A 14,899-nucleotide genomic window follows, 5' to 3' on the forward strand; every position below is an offset into this window, starting at 1 on the left:
ATTCAGTCGCCGTCCGGACGCTGCGGGCCGCCGTCGCGTTGGTGGCCGCGGCGGGCGTCGCGGTCGAAGACGCCGAGGATCTCGCAGGGGCCGCCTTCGGCGCCGATGGCGTGCGGCAGCATGGTGGGGAACTCGGCGGCCTGGTTGGTCTCCACCCGGAAGCGCCGGTTGCCCAGCAGCAGGGTGGCGGTGCCGGACAGCACGACGAGCCACTCACGGCCCGGGTGCGCCCGCATGCGCGCGGCGTTGTCCGGCGGCGGACTCGTCATGCGCTGACGCACGACGGTCATGCCGGGTTCCGCCTTGATGGGCCAGCGCATCAGCGAGTGAGCGGCGTCGATCGTCGGGCTGGACACGACGTCGTCCGTGGCCGTTTCCACCAGCTGGTCGAGGGAGGTGTCCAGCGCCCGGGCGAGGGTCACCAGCTGGTCCAGGGCCAGGCGGCGCTGACCGTTCTCGATGCGGCTGAGCGTGGACGGGCTGAGCCGGGCGCGGGTGGCCAGCTCCTCCAGCGACCAGCCGTGCGCCACCCTCAGGGCGCGCACACGTTTGCGTACCAGGCTGTCCAGATCCCCATCTTCTTGCGCCATGGGCAACACCTTATGCCCGTGATGCAAGGCGCGCTTAGCGTCGTGTCTCAGGAGCCCGGATCCGCCGGGGCCACACACGTACGAAAGGACACGACGACATGTCTGTGACGACCGGCCCGCACGCGACCGACACACTGCCGGAGGGGACCGTCGACGCCGTGGTGATCGGTGGTGGCGCCGCAGGCCTGAACGGTGCGCTGATGCTCGCCCGCTCCCGCCGCTCGGTCGTCGTGATCGACAGCGGCAGCCCCCGCAACGCGCCCGCCGACGGTGTGCACGGCCTGCTCGGTCTGGACGGCACCCCGCCCGCCGAACTGTACGAGCGGGGCCGGGCGGAGGTGCGCCGCTACCGCGGAGCGATCGTCCGCGGCGAGGTCACCTCCGCCGAGCCGGCGGCCCCGTCCGACGCAGGGGATCCGCGGTTCACCGTCACCCTTTCCGACGGCCGCACCCTGACGGCGCGCCGCCTGCTGGTGGCCACCGGCCTGCGTGACGTACTGCCGGACGTTCGCGGGCTCGCGGGGCACTGGGGAAGCGGTGTGGTGCACTGCCCGTACTGCCATGGCTGGGAGGTACGCGACGAGCCCGTCGGGGTTCTGGCGGTGGGTCCCGCATCGGTCCACCACGCGCTGCTGTTCCGGCAACTGACCGACGACCTCGTCTACTTCACCCGCGGCACCGAGCTGGACGAGGAGACCCGCGCGCGCTTCGCCGCACGCCACATCCAGATCGTCGACTCCCCGGTGGAGGAGGTCGTGGAGGCCGACGACGGCGGTATCGCAGGTGTGCGACTGGCCGACGGGCAGGTGGTCGCCCGCCGCGTCCTCGCGGTCGCCACGCTGATGCGGGCCCGCACCGAAGGCCTGGAAGGTCTGGCGCTGCCGATGGAGGACCTGCCGGGTGGCATGGGTCGCCGTTTCGTCTCCGGGGCCGCCGGTGCCACCGAGGTGCCGGGCGTGTGGGTGGCCGGCAACGCCACCGACCTGACCGCCCAGGTGGGTGCCTCTGCCGCGGCCGGTGCCCTGGCCGGCGCCCACATGAACGCCCACATGGTCACGGCGGACACCGACGCCGCGCTGGTCGAAGTCAGCGGTCACCTCTAGAGGCCCCGGTGCCGTTCCGGAGGCTCCGGTGCCATCGGATCTCACCCTCGTGCCACACGTCGGTGGGTGTGAGCCCGGCCGCGGCGGCGACGGCAGCGGACGCCCGGTGCTCGGGGTGGACATGGGCGATGACGCTCTGCACCGGCTGCCCGCCGAGCCAGGCGACGACTCCTCGGGCCGCCTCGGTGGCGATGCCCCTGCCCTGCCACGGGGTCCCCACCACCCAGGCGATCTCGGCGATGTGACCCTCGCCGGAGGGGCTGACCGTCGCCTGGAGGGTGCCCGTCAGGCAGGACTCATGACGGAGCCGGATCACCCAGTTCAGCCAGGACACGGCGGGGTCGCCAGAGCCCGCGGTCTGGCGCTGGTAGCGCGAGCGCAAGGCGTGCGGGGTGTCCGGAGCGCCGCCGATGAAGGTGTGCAGGGCCGGGTCGGACAGCACGACGGCCATCTCCTCGGCGTGCTGGACGCGCAGCGGCAGCAGGTCCAGCCGCCTGGTGCCGATGGCCTGTGCCGTGAGTACGGTCATGCCGCGACCGCCTCATGGAGCGCGACGAGCGCGCCGCGTTCGAAGCGGGCTCCGGCACGGACGAGGGCGGCGGCAGGGGATACGCGCGCCACACACCACCGTTGCCGTGCGGACGCGGCGACGGTGAAGACCATGGCCAGGGTGGTGGTAGGGGGCATGGTGCCATTCTGCTCCCGCCGCCGTTCGCTGTGTCGGGGTGGCCGCCGCTGCACGGTCGGATGTGCAACGAGACGTCTGGTGGCCCGGCTGCACCGGAGCCGCACCCAGGAGCTGCCCGGCGGCCAGGGTGCGGGCGGCCACAGGATCGCCGCCGACCTGATCGCGGCGCGTGAACGGCCACGGGACGAGCGTGCGGACGTCCCTGCTCCCTGCGGGAGATGGACCGGCTCGCGGGTGTGGAACTGGACGCTCCTTGAGCGCCCCGTGACCGATGCCATCCGATCTGAGGGCGCCTTTTGATCGATCGGCCTATTCGTATATATCCGCTTGTATCCGAACGCTACGGTGAAGCGCGGATCGGTCGCAGCAACACCCTCTGCGCGGATCCGCGTTGCGGGCGGGCGGGCGGGCGCTGGCGCGTGTCCGCGTCCGTCGTCACGCCTTCGTTCTCCGGAAAGGTGTCGCATGATCGGAAAGAAGCGGCTCACCACCCTGGTCGGCCTGGTCGTGCTCGCACTGGGCGACATCGCCCTCGCCTCCGCCCCCGTGCACGCCGCAGCCGAGGCCGGCACGATCTTGTGCACCGGCTGGAGCTACACGACCTACAGCCCCGGCCTGACCAACAGCGTCCGTCCCACGACGGTGACCGTGGCGGGCCGGCTGAACACCATCGACGAACACAGCCCGACCGGCAGCTGCCTGGCACTCGGCTCCCACGCCACGGCCGGCCAGCGGAACGTGACCGCGCTGCTGAACCTGAGCTGCAACGCCGTCCTGACCGAGACGGGCACGGAGACGATCGACTGGAATGACGGCCGGTCGACGTCCTTCGACTTCACCGCCACCGCCGCGCACATCGGCTCCAACACCGTTCTCACCGAAACCGGGTCGGTCACCTCCGGCGAGTTCCTCGGAGAGAAGGTGGTGGAAACCTTCACCGCGCCCAGCCTGTCCGTCACCGACTGCGCCACCGAAACCGGCGTGACCAGCCTTGACTACGCCACGGTGCTCACCATCGTCCCGCTCTAGACGCCGTCCGTCACCGTCACCGTCGCTGTCACCGCCACCGTCACCGGCGCAGCGTTGGCCCGTCTGACGCTCCAGCCCGTGATCCGCTCCAGCGGGCCACGGGGCCGGGCACCCCGGGCGGCCAAGACGTCGCCGCATGGACGAGCCGAACGAACCCATGACGGGTGACCGATTCTTCGCACCGGTGCGGCGGGGTGCGGTGGTGGAACCTGCCGCGAGCGGTGCCCAGGTGCGCGCCCTGCTCGGCCACTTCGAATTCATCCTGGCCAACCGGGACACCCTCCTCAAGAGTTGACACGCCCCTCGGCGAGCGCGGCCAGCGCAGCGGGGCGCACCGCACCGGCGCCGGCCGAGCCGACCAGCAGCTCGGCCAGGTCATGCGGCCGAGCCGGGTCACCGGTGGGAGCCGCTGCGGTGATCCGGTCCAGCCGGAAACCTCGACCGGCCCGTCGTGTGCGGCACCAGGCGACGAGGTACCAGTGATCACCGGCGGTGAGCAACCCGGCCGGCTCCACCACGCGGTCGCTTTCGCGTCCTGCGGCGTCGACGTAGGTCAGCCGCAGCGCCAGGGTGTTCGCGAGCGCCTGCTCCACCGCGGTGCGGACCGCCGCGCGGACCGCGGAGTGGGACCGTGACGGCAGCGCGACGATCCGTGCCGCCAGTTCCTGGGCCGCTGCCGAGGCGGGACCGGTCATGGCGGCCGCGATCTTCTGGTACGCCGTGCGGGCCGCACCGGCGTAGGGCGCGCCGGGGGAGGCCGCTGCCAGTGCGGCGGTCAGCGCCCAGGCCTCGTCGGCCGTGAGATGGATCGGAGGCAGCGTCATCGCCGGATCGATCGTCCAGCCCCCGCCCCGCCCGGGTGTGGCGCGCACCGGGACACCGGACTCCATCAGCGCCTGAAGGTCACGTTGCACCGTACGCGTACTCACCTCGAAGCGTGCGGCGAGCGCCGCGACCGTGACGGGCCGCGGCGCCGCCGCACGCAACTCTTCCACCAGCGCGTACAGCCGGCCAGTGCGGTTCATGAGGACGACGCTACCGGCATGTCACGCGGCCGCCAGGAACGCGCGTTGCCGCACCAGCTCCCGCGCGGTGACGGTCAACGGGAACAGGGTGAAGCCGTGCATCGCGCCGGCGACGACACCCAGCTGTACGGACGCCCCCGCCGCCTGCCACCGCTCGGACAGGAACAGCGAGTCGTCCAGCAGCGGATCCTCGCTCCCGACGACGATCCGGGCCGGTGGCAACCCGGTCAGGTCGGCGAAGAGCGGTGAGACCTCCGGGGCACGCCGCTGCTCCGCCGTCATCCCGGGAGTGAACAGCTCATAGCTGCCCCGAATCGTGTCGGTGTTGCTCAGCAGCCGCCGGGAGCCGAACGACCGCTGGCTCGGCGTCATCGACAGGTCGTACGGGCCGAAGAGCAGGTGGGCCGCCCGGAACGCACCGGAGATGCCGTGCCGGTCGCGCAGCCGCAGCAGCGTCAGCACACTCAGGTGGGCACCTGATGACTCCCCACCCACCAGCAGCCGCCGGGTGCCGAACTCGGCAGCGGCGTGCTCCACCAGCCACCGGGCGGCGGCTTCGCAGTCATCGGGCCCGGCGGGGAACGGGTGCTCCGGCGCCAGCCGGTACCCCACGCTCACCACGGCCAGCCGCGCCCGCACGGCAAGCTGCCACAGCCGCTCGTCCTGCCCGTCCGCGGCGCCGAACGCCCATCCGCCCCCATGGATGTGCAGGTACACGCCCTCGACACGGTCCGGCTTGAACACCCGGATGCGCACCCCATCCGCAACGACGGCGTCTCGGCCGTGCGGCAGCCTCACCGGTGGGGTGTGGCCGCCGAGTCGGTTGCGCCGCAGGAGCGCCAGCGTGGCGGCGTCCGGTGCTCCCTCGCGTGCCGGACGGCTGGCGGCAGCGGCCTCGAACTGCTCGTTGAACGCCAGGGTCTCGGCGAGGCAGTCCTCATCGGTGATCGTCATGCCGTCGACGGTCGCAGCCCGTCGCGACAACACCCTGTCACCGTTTCTTCGTGAGCTGGGTCACAGCCTCCGAGGAATCGGTTGTATCCGTCGTGTATGCGCGTCCGTTTGAATCGCGGGGACATCTCGACAAGGGGACGACCGCAACGGAGGACGACCGTGTCAGGGAACCTCAGCGACCACATGCTCGGCAGACGTAGGGTGCTCGCGCTCGGCGGTGGTGCGGCCGGTGGCGCGGTGCTGGCGGGGGCGTCCCTCGCCGGGGCGTCCACCACAGCGGCGACCGACTGGGTCCGCCTTCCCGTCGTCTCCGCCAACATCGGCCGGAAGAACCTCGGCGCGCGCAAGGACGCGATCCACGACGTCCGGTACTGCGACAGCGGCCACCGTCCACTGGTGGGCTGGCAGGAGATCCGGGAAGGTGACGGGGACAACCAGGAGCCCGCGGACATCGCCACCTACTTCGGCAGTGCCTACCAGAAGCCGTTCCTCCACGACGACAAGGCGTACCGGGAGCCGCTCTGCGTCCCCACGCCGTGGAAGATCGTCGCCAGGACCCGCACGTTCGTGCACGGCGGTATCGCGGGCGTCACACCGTCCCGCTGGATCAACGAGGTCGTGGTGCGGCACACCAGCCACCCGACCCTGGAATTCGCCCTGATCAACACGCACTACATCGCGGGCGCCTACAACGGCGGCAGGAAACCGGCCCTGCGTGACAAGTGGGACCTGCACAAGCAGAAGCACAAGGCGCGCGTGCTCGCCCACCACCAGGCGGGACGCCTGGTCATCTGGACGGCGGACACGAACAACCCGGGCTTCAAGAAGGCCACGGGGATGGCCGCCGAGAAGCAGGTGTTCGCCACCGGCATCGACCGGATCAACTGGCTGCCCGGCAACGGCAACGTCCAGCTGCAACTCGTGAGCAAGAAGACGGTCGACATGCGTGTCGACGGCCATGACGCACACGTGGCCGTCTTCCGGATCCGGCTGGCCTGACAGCCGCGCCGGTGCCCGGCCCGGGCGCTCAGCCGGGTGTGATGAACCCCGACTCGTACGCGGCGATCACCGCCTGCGTACGGTCGCGGGCGCCCAGCTTGGCGAGGACGGCGCTGACATGCGTCTTGACGGTCTCCGTGCCCACCACCAGCTCCGTTGCGATCTCCGCGTTGGACATCCCGCGGGCCATCAGGCGCAGGACGCCGCTCTCGCGGTCCGTCAGCGCGGCCCGCTCCAGCACCGCGCGGGCCTGCGGGTTGGTGTGGGTGGCGGCCATCCGGCGTAGTGCGGCCGGGAACAGCAGCGAGGACCCGGCCGCCACCAGCCGGATCGCGTGGACGATCTCCGAGGGGTGCGCGCGCTTGAGCAGGAAGCCGTCCGCACCCGCGCGCAGCGCCTCGTACACGTACTCGTCGTTCTCGAACGTGGTGATCGTCAGGATCTTGGGTGGGTCCGGGAACGCCGCCAGGATGGCGCGGGTGGCCTCGATCCCGTCGAGCAGCGGCATCCGGACGTCCATCACCACCACGTCCGGGCGCAGCCGGCGGATCAGCGGGACGACGGCGGCACCGTCGGCGGCTTCACCGGTGACTTCGATGTCGGGCTGTGCCTCGAGGATCGCCTGGAGTCCGGCGCGGACCAGGGGCTCGTCATCGACCAGAAGCACGGTCAGCGGCATGGGATCACCCTATGCGGTCGGCAACCGGGCATGGACCCGCCAACCGTCCGCGCAAGGGCCCGCGTCCGCGTGCCCGCCGAGCAGCACGGCCCGCTCGCGGATGCCGCGCAGCCCCCTGCCCCGGCCCAGAGGCGCGGGCCCGATCTCGCCCAGCCGGTTGCGGATGTCCAGTTCCACCGCGTCGTCGTGGACGACGATCCGCACGGTGACGGCAACCGGGCCGGCGTGCCGCAGCACATTGGTCAGCGACTCCTGGAGTATGCGGTAGCCCTCGCGGGAGACCGGCCCCGGAACGGCGTCCAGCGGGCCGGTCACCTCGGCCGTCACGTCGGCACCGGAACCGCGTGCCGCGTCCAGCAACCGCACGGTGTCGGCGAGCGCGGGGCGTTCGCCGGGCGGCCCGGAGTCCTCGCGCAGTACCTTCAACACCCGGTCCAGGTCCTGCAAGGCCTGCCGCCCCGTCTCCTCGATGGCGACCAGCGCCTGTTCGACGAACTCGGCCGAGCCCGCCGTCCGGGCCGCACCCGCCTGCACCACCGCCACGGTGAGCGCGTGGCCGATCGAGTCGTGCAGTTCGCGGGCGAGCCGGTTGTGTTCCAGCAGCCGCTCGGTGCGCTCCTCCAGCGCGGCGATGCGTTCGGCGGCCGACGGCGCGAGCAGCCATCGCGCCGCGGCGGCCACGAGTTCGCCCATCCCCACCACGACGACCGCGACACCCAGCAACGGCAGCAGTGCCAGCAGGACGTATCCGCCGCCGCGGCCCGCGAGGCCGACCGCCAGCGTGGGAAGCCACACCGAGGCGCTCCACGTGAGCGTGCCCAACTGCACGCGCACCACCAGCCAGCACACGGTCCGCACCCGGTCGGCTGCCGACTTCGCCGGTGCCGCCGCGATCCGGGCCCGGCGGGCGTCCCGCTCCGGCGAGGGCCGCCCGGCCACCAGCATCAGCTGCGCCTGCACCCCTTCAGCGAGCCGCACCGCCGGCACCAGGCCGAGAACGACGAGCGGCGGCACCGACACCAGCCCGGCGCGCAGCAGCACGTCCACCCCGTGGCCGCCGCCGACGGGATGAATGAACATGCACACCACGGCGAACAGGGCACCGATCACCAGATGCAGCCAACGCGTGCAGACGTTGGCGAGGGTCAGGGGGCTGAGCAGCCTGCGCATGGCGCTGATCCTGGCACTGCCGCGCAAGCCCGCACCTCCCCCGGCCGGGGGAGATCCTCGACACCGCCGGGGGAAGCGGACCGGGCACCCGGGGCGGGACCGTGGGGCCATGACCTCCATCGACATCCATGAACTGGTCAAGAACTACGGCAGAACCCGAGCGGTCGCCGGGCTGACGTTGAGCATCCGTCCCGGCCGGGTCACCGGCTTCCTCGGTCCCAACGGCGCCGGCAAGTCCACCACCATGCGCATCGTCCTCGGCCTCGACCGTCCCACCTCCGGGACGGCGACCGTCGGCGGACGCCCCTACGCGCGTCTCGACCGTCCGCTGCGGCACGTCGGCGCGTTGCTCGACGCCTCGGCCGCCCACCCCGCACGCACCGCCCACGGCCACCTGCTGGCCCTCGCACACAGCAACCGCATGCCCCGCCGCCGCGTCACCGAGGTGCTGGAGAGGATGGGCCTTGCGAGCGTGGCGAAGCGGCGGGTGCGCGCCCTCTCGCTCGGCATGCGGCAGCGGCTCGGCCTGGCCGCCGCCCTGCTGGGCGATCCACCGGTCCTGATGCTGGACGAGCCGTCGAACGGGCTCGACCCGGAAGGCATCGTCCAGCTGCGCGAACTGGCCCGTGGGCTCGCCTCGGAAGGCCGCACCGTCCTGATCTCCAGCCATCTGATGAGCGAGGTCGCGGCGACCGCCGACCACGTCGTCGTGCTGGGGCGCGGCCGGCTGCTGGCGGACAGCCCGATGGAGACGTTCCTCAAGGAACACACCCGTCGACGGGTGCGCCTGCGCACCACCGAGAACGACCGGCTGCGCCAGGTGCTCGCGGACGGCGGGCTGCGGGCCGTGCCGGACGGCGACGGACGTTGGACGGTGGACGGCACCGAGGCGGCGCACGTCGGCGCGCTGGCTGCGCGTTCGCAGGTGCCCCTCCTCGAACTCGCCGACGACCCCACCTCCTTGGAGGAGGCCTACCTGCGACTGACCGGGCCCGAATCGGAGTTCACGGCCGACGCCCAGAGCAAGGGAGCATGACCATGACCACTAACGTGATCATTTCTGCGGCCCGCGCCGAATGGGCCAAGGTCTGCTCCGTACGGGGGCTTGTCACCGCCCTGACCGGCACGCCGGTGGTCACGATCGGCTTCGGTGCGCTGGCCTGCGGGCTGGCGGGGGCCCGGCAGACCGGAAAAAGCGACTTCGACCCGCTGTGGTTCTCGTTCTTCGGCATCAGCTTCGGCCAGATCGCGGCCATCTGCTTCGGCGCCCTGGCGATGGCGGGCGAGTACACCCACGGTTCGGTGCGCGTGTCGCTTGCGGCCGTACCGCGTCGCGGTGTGTTCTACACGGCCAAGCTCATCGTCCTCGGCGGCGCCACCTTGGCCGCCGGCTTGGTCGCGGGGTTCGGCACCGTCCTGGTCGGCCAACCGCTGCTGGGCGAGCAGGGGGTGGGGCTCGACGCCCCCGACCCCGTGCGCGCGGCACTCGGCTGCGGCATCTACCTCGCGCTGCTGTCGCTGCTCGCAACCGGCACGGCGGCGGTGCTGCGCAGCCCGGTCGCCACGCTGGGACTGCTCGTGCCGCTGGTCTGCCTGCTTTCCCCGATCCTGGGCCCCGACCGGGGCGGAAGGGTGGGACAGTTCCTCCCGGACCGAGCGGGCCAGCAGATGCTCCACACCGCGCCGCACGGGGTACTGGGCCCCTGGGCGGGCCTTGTGGTCACGGCTGGCTGGGCGGCGCTTGCGGTGGGCGCGGGATGGTGGGCCCTGCACCGACGCGACGCGTGAGGTGGCGAAACCGCCATGTGCCCCGCCTCGACCAACGAACAGCGTCCCCGCACGGTGAGGGCACATCCCACACACGGCTATCGCAGGTCTCCCGTGAACCAGGCCAGGACGCGGGGCTTGTCGTCGTCCGGGTCACAGATGATGGCTTCGAAGTGGTCGCTGTACGTGCGTTCGTGAACCTCGCACTCGGGAGGGCTGAGAGGCTGACCCAGGTACCAGCCGGATGCGAACACGGCAGCCAGGACGGCGATGCCCAGCAGGCGGCGCGAGATCGGTGACGTGGGTCCAGGTATCTGCATGGCCGACGAGCTTATGACTGATCGACGGGTGCGGTGCACACAGCCACGGATGAATCGCGGACCGCCCGCCGCCGCGCCCCGCGGCCGCTGGTCACCGTTCCGTAGCCAGCGCTCGGTAGCGAACGGCCGATGGTCAATGGTCGGCAGGCCACGAGATCCATTCGGCGGGTACGGCTGCCACCAGCCACACCCCGTTCGCGCTGCACCGGAACTCGAATCCGCCCTCGCGCCGCATCTGTCCAGCCCGCACCGCCAGGACGACGGGCTGGCCACGGCGTGCGCCGACCTGCACCGCGGTTGCGTGGTCCGGGGAGAGGTGCACCGCGTGGCGGTTCATCGGGCGCAGGCCCTCGGCGCGGATGGTGGGCAGGAAGCGGGCGACGGTGCCGTGATAGAGCCACTCAGGGGGTTCGGCCACCGGGAGGTCCAGGTCCACGGTGACGCTGTGGCCCTGGTTGGCGCGGATACGGGTGCCGTCGGCGTCGAAGGCGTAGCGCTGTTTGTCGTTGTCGGCGACGACCTCGTCGAGTTCCGTGCGGGTGAAGGGGAAGCCGTGTGCGGTGGCGGCGCGTAGCAGGTCGTCCACTGGGGTCCAGCCGTGCGGGTCGAGCACGAGCCCGATCCGTTCGGGCTGATGGCGCAGGTGCTTGGCCAGGTACTTGGAGATCTTCACTTTTCGGTTCTCGTTCACAGGGGCCAGGGTGCCCTCTGCCGTGCCGGCTGTCGCCCGGATTACGGGCCGCCGGGGAAACCAAACCGACCGCCGCGAGGAGAGGCGACTTGGATCAGGGCTTCACCCACCCGGGCCACTCGTTGATCACGGCTCGATACGCGCCCCAGTGGCTCCGGCACGCGTGTCGACCACCACGGACTTGGGGTATCACCAAGCCGCAACTGCGCTCGAACACACCCGAGTCGACATCTGGCTGCGCACCGCCTCGCATCGCCTGCACCCCTCGCCAAAATCACCCGCACCCCGCACCGGAGGCCCTAGTGATCCGTACCGACCCGCAGCCCGGCGACATCGGGCTGACCAGCATCACCGGCCCCGTCGGCCTGCTCATCAAGGTGGGGCAGTGGCTCAACGGCGACGGGTTCGGCGCCTACCAGCACGCGTTCGTCGTCCTGCCGGAAGGCCGCCTCATCGAGGCCATGCCCGGCGGAGCCGTCATCGCGGAGGTGTCGGAGTACGACGGCCGGGACGTGCTGTACGTGTCGCCGGCCGACCTCACCCACGACCAGCGCACGGCGATATGCGCATGCGCCAAGAAGTACCAGGACATCCCGTACTCGTTCCTCGACTACCTCGCCCTCGCCGCACACCGCTTCCACCTCCCGGTGCCCAGGCTGCGCCGCTACATCGAGTCGACCGGTCACATGATCTGCTCGCAGTTGGCCGACCGGGCGTATCTTGACGCCGGTGTGCACCTGTTCGACGACGGCCGCTGGCCGGGATACGTGACCCCGATGGCCCTGGCCAACGACCTCGCCACCCCCGACCGCTGACCGTACCGAGCCGCCAGCCGACCGGGGAACGCGAACGGCACGGCGGCATGGTTGCCCGGTCGATGCCACTGATCACAGGTCCAGGGCGCTAGTTTGGGAAGCAGCCACGCCGACGAACCCCTGATCCAGAGTGTCCGACCGGAACCAACGGAGCGCTCGTGCCCCGCACACCCCGTCCCCAGCCTGCGCGCCCGGGTCCCCCGCACGCTCCGGTGCGGCTGCTGCTGGTCTCCGACACCCACCTGCCGGTACGCGCCAGACGGCTGCCCGCCGAGGTGCTCCACGAGGTGGAGCAGGCCGACGTCGTCGTGCACGCGGGGGACTGGATCGACGTCGACACCCTCGACCTGCTGGAGGCACGCGCACAACGCCTGATCGGCGTGTTCGGCAACAATGACGGTCCCGAGGTGCGCGAGCGGCTGCCCGAGGTGGCTCGGGCGGAGCTGGGAGGTCTGCGGTTCGGCGTCGTTCACGAGACGGGCACGGCGCGGGGGAGGGAGGCACGCTGCGCCGAGCGCTTCCCGGACCTGGACGTCCTGGTCTTCGGCCACAGTCACATCCCCTGGGACACCGCCGCGCCCGGCGGTCTGCGGCTGCTGAACCCGGGATCGCCGACGGACCGCAGACGGCAGCCGTACTGCACGTACATGACGTCCGTCGTGGCGAGCGGCGCGCTGGGCGAGGTCACGCTGCACCGACTGCCGAGGCGCTGACCACCGCCGCACCGGCTCCGACGGGCCGGACGGGAGCTGCCCCGGGTCCGGCCCGTCGTCTCGCTCGTCGCTAGAGGTCGAGCTGGTGCTGGTGTGTCGTGTGCGTGGGTGCGTAGCCGAGGCTCTGGTTGATGTTCCTCATGTGCGTGTTGCTGTCGGCGGTGTCGGTCAGCAGGCCATCCAGGCTCGGATACTGCTCATGGGCCTGCCGGATCGACTCGGCCTTCATCCAGCGGCCGAGGCCGTGCCCGCGGTGCCGGGGCAGCACTCCCGTGCCGTAGTGCTGGGCGTCACCGGTGCCGTCGCCTGGGACGACGAGTTCGGTGAACCCGGCGATGGAACCGTCGCCGGTGTCGATGGCGACGACGGTGTGCAGGTGGTCCCCGCGTTGTTCGACGGCTTGGGCCGCGGCTCGGACCCGGTCCACGTCCCAGGTCACGGTGCCGTAGTCGGTGTCGTCCATGGGCATGTCGTCCATGGCGTGACGTGCGGCGGCGAAGGTCTGGGCGAGGTCGTCGGGGACGGTTCCCCGCCAGGACGCCAGCCGATAGCCGGGGTGTGGACGTTCGACGATCCCGGCGAGCGCGGTGGTGTCCACGTCGGCCCGTGACAGGCGGGTGAACCTGAGGGTGAGGACCTTGCGGAAACCGCGCGCCGCAAGGAAGCGGTCGCCGGGCGACCCGGCTGCGGCCTGCGCGATGACGCAGCGTCGGGCGTCGTCCCGGGCGGCGGCCACGGCGGCGTCCAGGAGCGAGGAACCGACGCGCCTGCGACGTTCCACCGGATGGACCTGGAGGGTCAGTTCGGCCAGATGCTGCTGCCCCGGATCGGTGAACAGGCGGAGAAAGGCCGTCCCGACGGGGTTGGAGTCGGCGTCGGACGCCAGCCATGCCAGACGCTGGCTGTGCGGCCGGTGAGCGGGGTCGGTCAGTGGGGTGAGGTGATGCGACAAGGTGTCTCCGTCGTGAGGAGGTGGCAAGGGAACGAACGCGTGCTCACCTGCTGGGCACTCCTGCGCATGTGCTCCACACCTCCTCGTCGACGGCGCCGGCCCGCACGACCACGGACGGCGAGGAGAACCTAGCTTGCCCGTCAGCCTCCGGGCAACGGATTAACGGCGTGGCTGGGCACGGCCGCTTGCGATCAACGCCGCCCTCTATTCTTCAGCTGCTCGAAACGGGGAGTGGCCACGGGGCCAGGGGTGGGGGGAAGGCGCATGACCTATCGGCGCGCGGTGATACCGGCACTCGTCGGGGGCCTGCTGATGACGCTGTTGCTGTGGTGGGCGGGGGCGAGCGCGCAGGCACTCCAACTGCGCGGCGCCACGGGCGTGTTCGACGTCGACTCCGTGATCGAGATCAGGCGGTGGCTGACGCCCTGGGCGTACGACTCCCCGACGGCGTTGCCGTCCGGAGGGCTCGCCGCCGGGGTGACGGGGGCGGGCGCAGGCACCCCGTACGCCGATTTGTACAGCACCGCGATGCAGATCAGATTCGTGGCGGTCTTCGTGTTCTTCCTGGCCGGCGCACTGCTGGTGGTCCGCAGGATTCCGCCGGCACACGGCCGCACGCCGGCCACCCTGCTCGCGCTGTGGACCTGGGGGCCGGTGGCCGGAACGCTGGCAGTGACCATATCCGCGCCGTGGCTGATCGCATCCCAGGGCCGTGGCAGCTTCCGAGGCCTGCCGCAGCTGGCGAATGCGATCGCGTCGAGCGGGCCGGTCACGGTGTTCGCGGCGCTGTTGACCGCCGTACTCACGGTGCTCGTGGCGCGTGTCACCGCCAAGGGCGACGACCCGCTGCCGCGGCGCAGTGTGCCGCCGCGTGCTGCCCGCCTGGCCGCGAGCGCCGGGACCGCCGTGATCGCAGTGTCACTGGTGATCCTTTCGTACCAGGCGGTGGCGGCGCGGATCCAGACCTCCTTCAACGGCGGAGGGATCCTGGCCGAGCCCGGCGACCTGCTGCGCGAGTGGCTGCTGCTCGGCGCCTGGACGGGCCCGTCGACCACGCAGCTGGGGGACTGGCTGCTGTACCGAGCCGCCGACGTGGTCCTGCTGGCCGTGGTGTGGTGGGCGCTGCGGCTGCTGCCCGGCCTGCTCACCCGGACCACGGTGCCGGCGATGGCGGTGGGCGCGGTCTGCGCAACCGTGCTGGGGCTGCTGGTGAGTGAAGTGCTCCATATGGCGGTGGACGACACGGCCACCGTCCGGGGGCCCGTGTACCTGTTCTCAAGGCTCGGCGAAGGCGTCCCGGCCGCCCTCACCTTCGGCGTCACGGCAGGACTGGTGGCGTTGCTGACGCTACGGCTGGCCGGACACCGGGACGAGGAACCGCCGCCTCGCGCGACGTGAGCGGCG

19 protein-coding genes are annotated in these 14,899 nt (G+C 71.5%); 9 read left to right on the top strand and 10 right to left on the bottom strand.

The window, feature by feature from the left end; all coding sequences use genetic code 11:
- Positions 1-2: 2 nt before the first annotated feature.
- Positions 3-590: a helix-turn-helix domain-containing protein gene (locus tag NQO67_RS04425; protein WP_255946541.1), complete on the bottom strand. Its 588-nt coding sequence runs from the start codon at positions 588-590 to the stop codon at positions 3-5.
- A gap of 98 nt (positions 591-688) precedes the next feature.
- On the opposite strand from NQO67_RS04425, the gene NQO67_RS04430 reads away from it, so the two are divergent.
- Positions 689-1,693 (top strand): NAD(P)/FAD-dependent oxidoreductase, encoded by a 1,005-nt coding sequence (locus NQO67_RS04430; protein WP_255946543.1) that lies wholly within the window; start codon positions 689-691, stop codon positions 1,691-1,693.
- Here NQO67_RS04430 and NQO67_RS04435 read toward each other — a convergent pair.
- A complete protein-coding gene (locus NQO67_RS04435) occupies positions 1,677-2,222 on the bottom strand; it encodes a GNAT family N-acetyltransferase (protein WP_255946545.1) in 546 nt (181 codons plus the stop codon). The two genes, NQO67_RS04430 and NQO67_RS04435, sit on opposite strands and share 17 nt — an antisense overlap.
- A complete protein-coding gene (locus NQO67_RS04440) occupies positions 2,219-2,380 on the bottom strand; it encodes a hypothetical protein (RefSeq protein WP_255946547.1) in 162 nt (53 codons plus the stop codon). Before NQO67_RS04440 ends, NQO67_RS04435 begins: the two co-directional genes overlap by 4 nt.
- Before the next feature lie 466 nt (positions 2,381-2,846).
- On the opposite strand from NQO67_RS04440, the gene NQO67_RS04445 reads away from it, so the two are divergent.
- Both NQO67_RS04445 and NQO67_RS04450 read left to right on the top strand, forming a co-directional pair.
- Positions 2,847-3,410 (top strand): hypothetical protein, encoded by a 564-nt coding sequence (locus NQO67_RS04445; protein WP_255946549.1) that lies wholly within the window; start codon positions 2,847-2,849, stop codon positions 3,408-3,410.
- Between the two features lie 136 nt (positions 3,411-3,546).
- Complete coding sequence (locus NQO67_RS04450; RefSeq protein WP_255946551.1) at positions 3,547-3,705, top strand: hypothetical protein; 159 nt, start codon at positions 3,547-3,549, stop codon at positions 3,703-3,705.
- Here NQO67_RS04450 and NQO67_RS04455 read toward each other — a convergent pair.
- Both NQO67_RS04455 and NQO67_RS04460 read right to left on the bottom strand, forming a co-directional pair.
- Positions 3,695-4,435, bottom strand: coding sequence for a helix-turn-helix transcriptional regulator (locus tag NQO67_RS04455; protein ID WP_255946553.1), 741 nt, complete (start codon positions 4,433-4,435; stop codon positions 3,695-3,697). The genes NQO67_RS04450 and NQO67_RS04455 overlap by 11 nt on opposite strands.
- Before the next feature lie 21 nt (positions 4,436-4,456).
- Complete coding sequence (locus tag NQO67_RS04460; RefSeq protein WP_255946555.1) at positions 4,457-5,389, bottom strand: alpha/beta hydrolase; 933 nt, start codon at positions 5,387-5,389, stop codon at positions 4,457-4,459.
- 159 nt (positions 5,390-5,548) lie between these two features.
- Between NQO67_RS04460 and NQO67_RS04465 the strand changes: the two genes are divergently transcribed.
- Positions 5,549-6,388, top strand: coding sequence for a hypothetical protein (locus NQO67_RS04465; RefSeq protein ID WP_255946557.1), 840 nt, complete (start codon positions 5,549-5,551; stop codon positions 6,386-6,388).
- A gap of 28 nt (positions 6,389-6,416) precedes the next feature.
- Here NQO67_RS04465 and NQO67_RS04470 read toward each other — a convergent pair whose 3' ends face one another.
- A complete protein-coding gene (locus NQO67_RS04470) occupies positions 6,417-7,067 on the bottom strand; it encodes a response regulator transcription factor (RefSeq protein WP_255946559.1) in 651 nt (216 codons plus the stop codon).
- A 9-nt stretch (positions 7,068-7,076) separates the two neighbouring features.
- On the bottom strand, positions 7,077-8,237 hold the full coding sequence (locus NQO67_RS04475) for a sensor histidine kinase (protein WP_255946778.1): 1,161 nt from the start codon (positions 8,235-8,237) through the stop codon (positions 7,077-7,079).
- 109 nt (positions 8,238-8,346) lie between these two features.
- On the opposite strand from NQO67_RS04475, the gene NQO67_RS04480 reads away from it, so the two are divergent.
- Together NQO67_RS04480 and NQO67_RS04485 are read left to right on the top strand one after the other, a co-directional pair.
- A complete protein-coding gene (locus NQO67_RS04480; RefSeq protein ID WP_255946572.1) occupies positions 8,347-9,273 on the top strand; it encodes an ABC transporter ATP-binding protein in 927 nt (308 codons plus the stop codon).
- A gap of 2 nt (positions 9,274-9,275) precedes the next feature.
- Positions 9,276-10,025 (top strand): ABC-2 transporter permease, encoded by a 750-nt coding sequence (locus NQO67_RS04485; protein ID WP_308295614.1) that lies wholly within the window; start codon positions 9,276-9,278, stop codon positions 10,023-10,025.
- A 77-nt stretch (positions 10,026-10,102) separates the two neighbouring features.
- On the opposite strand, the gene NQO67_RS04490 is transcribed toward NQO67_RS04485, so the two are convergent.
- Both NQO67_RS04490 and NQO67_RS04495 read right to left on the bottom strand, forming a co-directional pair.
- Positions 10,103-10,324 (bottom strand): hypothetical protein, encoded by a 222-nt coding sequence (locus tag NQO67_RS04490; protein WP_255946576.1) that lies wholly within the window; start codon positions 10,322-10,324, stop codon positions 10,103-10,105.
- Between the two features lie 133 nt (positions 10,325-10,457).
- The gene (locus tag NQO67_RS04495) at positions 10,458-11,015 is read right to left on the bottom strand and encodes an RNA 2'-phosphotransferase (protein WP_255946578.1); all 558 of its coding nucleotides are present in this window, start codon (positions 11,013-11,015) and stop codon (positions 10,458-10,460) included.
- A gap of 302 nt (positions 11,016-11,317) precedes the next feature.
- Between NQO67_RS04495 and NQO67_RS04500 the strand changes: the two genes are divergently transcribed.
- Positions 11,318-11,830 (top strand): C40 family peptidase, encoded by a 513-nt coding sequence (locus NQO67_RS04500; protein WP_255946580.1) that lies wholly within the window; start codon positions 11,318-11,320, stop codon positions 11,828-11,830.
- Positions 11,831-12,042: 212 nt separating this feature from the next.
- A complete protein-coding gene (locus NQO67_RS04505) occupies positions 12,043-12,543 on the top strand; it encodes a metallophosphoesterase family protein (protein ID WP_255946780.1) in 501 nt (166 codons plus the stop codon).
- A gap of 70 nt (positions 12,544-12,613) precedes the next feature.
- On the opposite strand, the gene NQO67_RS04510 is transcribed toward NQO67_RS04505, so the two are convergent.
- Positions 12,614-13,495, bottom strand: a complete 882-nt coding sequence (locus NQO67_RS04510) for a GNAT family N-acetyltransferase (protein WP_255946582.1) — start codon at positions 13,493-13,495, stop codon at positions 12,614-12,616.
- Between the two features lie 264 nt (positions 13,496-13,759).
- Here NQO67_RS04510 and NQO67_RS04515 point away from each other — a divergent pair, with 264 nt between their 5' ends.
- Positions 13,760-14,893, top strand: coding sequence for a hypothetical protein (locus tag NQO67_RS04515; protein ID WP_255946584.1), 1,134 nt, complete (start codon positions 13,760-13,762; stop codon positions 14,891-14,893).
- Positions 14,894-14,899: the final 6 nt, after the last annotated feature.

The sequence above is a fragment of the Streptomyces odontomachi genome (assembly GCF_024435355.1).
GTDB classification, from domain to species: domain Bacteria; phylum Actinomycetota; class Actinomycetes; order Streptomycetales; family Streptomycetaceae; genus Streptomyces; species Streptomyces odontomachi.